We start from the raw sequence: 3288 nt of genomic DNA on the forward strand, positions 1-3288 counted from the left end.
GCCCGGTCTCCTCGATGCCCGCCCACAGCAGCGCCCCCGAAGGCGCCTCGGGCGAGGTCCGGGTGCACCGCCCCGCCGAGGCACGCGCGCACGTACGCGCACAGGGCAGCGACGTCCAGGCCGGCGACCGCGCGCTCGACGCGGGCACGATCCTCGGCCCGCCGCAGATCGCGCTCCTCGCCGCCATCGGCCGCGGCACCGTACGGGTGCGCCCGCGCCCGCGCGTGGTCGTCGTCTCCACCGGCAGCGAACTCATCCAGCCCGGCGAGCAGTTGGCCCGGGGCCAGATCTACGACTCCAACAGCTTCGCGCTCACCGCCGCCGCCCGGGACGCCGGAGCCATCGCCTACCGGGTCGGCGCGGTCGCCGACGAGGCCGAGACGCTCCGCTCCACCATCGAGGACCAGCTCATCCGCGCCGACCTCGTCGTCACGACGGGCGGCGTCAGCGTGGGCGCGTACGACGTGGTCAAGGAGGCCCTCACCGCCATCGGCGACCCGGACGAGGAGGGCGGCATCGGCGCGGGCAGCGGCGTCGAGTTCCGCAAGCTCGCCATGCAGCCCGGCAAGCCGCAGGGCTTCGGCTCCGTGGGCCCCGACCACACCCCGCTGCTCGCCCTGCCGGGCAACCCGGTCTCCAGTTACGTCTCCTTCGAGCTGTTCGTCCGGCCCGCGATCCGGACCCTGATGGGGCTGCCCGCCGAGACGGTGCAGCGCCCCACCACGCGCGCGCAGTTGACCGCGGACAAGGCGCTGACCTCGCCGCAGGGCCGTCGCCAGTACCTGCGGGGCGTCCACGACCCGGAGGCCGGGACGGTCGCGCCCGTCGGCGGATCGGGCTCCCACCTGATCGCGGCGCTCGCCCAGGCGGACGCCCTGATCGTGGTGCCCGAGGACGTGACCTCGGTGGAACCCGGCACCGAGGTCGCCGTGGTCCTCCTCGGCTGACGGGCCCGGTCGGCCCGATGCGCCCGTCTGTCGGTGGCCCGCGATACCGTGTCGCGCACAACTGTCCGGCGCGCCGCACCGCGCACGGCTCGGATCGGGAGCGGCACGACGTCATGAGCACTTCGCAGGACCGACTGACCCACATCGACGAAGCGGGCGCCGCCCGCATGGTCGACGTGTCGGAAAAGGACGTCACCGCGCGCACCGCGCGCGCCAGCGGCCGTGTCCTCGTCTCGCCGCGCGTGGTCGAGCTGCTGCGCGGCGAGGGCGTACCGAAGGGCGACGCCCTCGCCACGGCCCGGATCGCCGGGATCATGGGCGCCAAGCGCACCCCCGACCTGATCCCGCTGTGCCACCCGCTGGCCGTGTCCGGCGTGAAGCTGGACCTGGCCGTCGCGGACGACGCCGTGGAGATCCTGGCCACCGTGAAGACGACGGACCGCACGGGCGTCGAGATGGAGGCGCTGACCGCCGTCTCGGTCGCCGCGCTCACCGTCATCGACATGATCAAGGCGGTCGACAAGGGCGCGGTCATCACGGACGTCCGCGTCGAGGAGAAGACGGGCGGCAAGTCCGGCGACTGGAATCGCGGAGTGCGGTCATGACCGACGCCTACCGCGCCCTCGTCGTCACCGCGTCGAACCGGGCCGCCGCCGGGGTCTACGAAGACAAGGGCGGCCCCCTGATCGCCGCGGCCCTCGAGAAGCTGGGCTTCGACGTCGAGGGCCCCCAGGTCGTGCCGGACGGCGACCCCGTGGAGGCCGCCCTGCGGGCCGCGGTCGAGGCGGCGTACGACGTCGTCGTCACCACCGGCGGCACCGGCATCTCGCCCACCGACCGCACGCCCGAGGCGACGGCCCGCGTCCTCGACGTCGCCGTGCCCGGCATCCCCGAGGCGATCCGCGCGTACGGGCGGCAGAAAGTGCCCACCGCCGCGCTCTCCCGTGGCCTCGCCGGGGTCGCCGGGCGCACACTGATCGTGAACCTGCCGGGTTCGAGCGGCGGGGTGAAGGACGGCCTGGCCGTCCTGGAGCCGCTGCTGACCCACGCCGTCGACCAGATCCACGGCGGCGACCACCCCAGCCCCAGACCTGATGACGTCCACGCCGCCGGGGGTGCGCACTGAACAGCCCGTCCTGGCCCGTCGTCCTGGCGGAGGGCGATGTCGTCCTTCGCCCCATACGGCTGCGCGACCAGCGCGCCTGGCGCGAGGTCAACCGCCGCAACCGCGACTGGCTGCGCCCCTGGGAGGCGACGATCCCGCCGCCCACCCCGACCGGCCCGATCGCGCACCGCCCGACGTACCGCCAGATGGTCCGGCACCTGCGCTCGGAGGCGAACGCGGGCCGGATACTGCCCTTCGTCATCGAGTACCAGGGCCGTCTGGTGGGGCAGTTGACGGTCGCCGGGATCACCTGGGGCTCGATGTGCTCGGGCCACGTCGGCTACTGGGTGGACCAGTCCGTGGCAGGGCGCGGAGTGATGCCCACGTCGGTCGCGCTCGCCGTCGACCACTGCTTCCGCACCGTGGGACTGCACCGCATCGAGGTCTGTATTCGGCCGGAGAACGGGCCGAGCCGCAGGGTCGTGGAGAAACTCGGATTCCGCGAGGAGGGCTTGCGTCCACGGTATCTTCACATCGACGGCGGCTGGCGGGACCACCTCGTCTTCGCGCTCACCGCCGAAGAGGCCCCGGAGGGCATCCTCCGGCGCTGGCGGCGCGAGCGGCGCGGCAACACCGCAGGTCCGGCTGCCCCTGACACCGCCGATCCCGGTGCCTCCTCGAAATAAAATAAATGTTCGAAATTGATCGGCGAACGACCGTCGGAGCCATTAAATTCGCGTGCCGGTCGGCCAGTTGATCGCACCGGTCACAAAAAAAGTTCGAAATATCAGCCAGATCGTGCGACACACCGGCCCGATTGGCGGATGGCCTCACGCAAACCCCTCTACGGTGTGAGGCGTGAGCAGCAGCGGCCTCATCTACGCAGTCATCGTCGGGGCCTGGGCCGCCTACTTGGTGCCGATGTGGCTCCGTAGGCAGGACGAGCTGAACGAAGCCCGTCCGACGGAACGCTTCAGCACCGCCATCCGGCTCCTCTCCGGTCGGGCGGGCATGGAGCGCCGGTACGCCAAGGACCTGCAGGCGCGCTCGCCCGAGACGGACGAGCGGCGCGGCGCCCCGGCCGACCCGGACGCGACCACCGAAGCGGTGGACGCCCGGGGATCCGTCGTGCCCCCGGCCGACGAGCGATCCCCGGTCGCCGAGCGCGAGCACGCGCACCCCGCCCGTGAGCGGGAACGCGAACGCGAACGGGAATGGGAACGCGAACCGGAGCCC

Annotated in this window: 4 protein-coding genes and 1 pseudogene; all 5 read left to right on the forward strand. The window is 72.7% G+C overall.

Annotated features, from left to right (window positions below):
- A partial coding sequence (gene glp / locus G3I40_RS46040; RefSeq protein WP_164560739.1) for a gephyrin-like molybdotransferase Glp occupies positions 1-947 on the forward strand: 947 nt, incomplete at its 5' end.
- A 113-nt stretch (positions 948-1060) separates the two neighbouring features.
- Positions 1061-1552 carry a cyclic pyranopterin monophosphate synthase MoaC gene (gene moaC / locus G3I40_RS46045; RefSeq protein ID WP_164560740.1) on the forward strand — a complete coding sequence of 164 codons (492 nt, stop codon included), beginning with the start codon at positions 1061-1063 and terminating at the stop codon, positions 1550-1552.
- Positions 1549-2073: a MogA/MoaB family molybdenum cofactor biosynthesis protein gene (locus G3I40_RS46050; protein WP_164560741.1), complete on the forward strand. Its 525-nt coding sequence runs from the start codon at positions 1549-1551 to the stop codon at positions 2071-2073. Before moaC ends, G3I40_RS46050 begins: the two co-directional genes overlap by 4 nt.
- Entirely contained in the window at positions 2070-2738 is a 669-nt protein-coding gene (locus tag G3I40_RS46055) for a GNAT family protein (RefSeq protein ID WP_164560742.1), read from the forward strand. Before G3I40_RS46050 ends, G3I40_RS46055 begins: the two co-directional genes overlap by 4 nt.
- Positions 2739-2910: 172 nt before the next feature.
- Positions 2911-3288, forward strand: a pseudogene (locus G3I40_RS46060) (hypothetical protein); the annotation flags it as partial.

The organism is Streptomyces sp. SID14478, assembly GCF_010548525.1.
GTDB lineage: Bacteria > Actinomycetota > Actinomycetes > Streptomycetales > Streptomycetaceae > Streptomyces.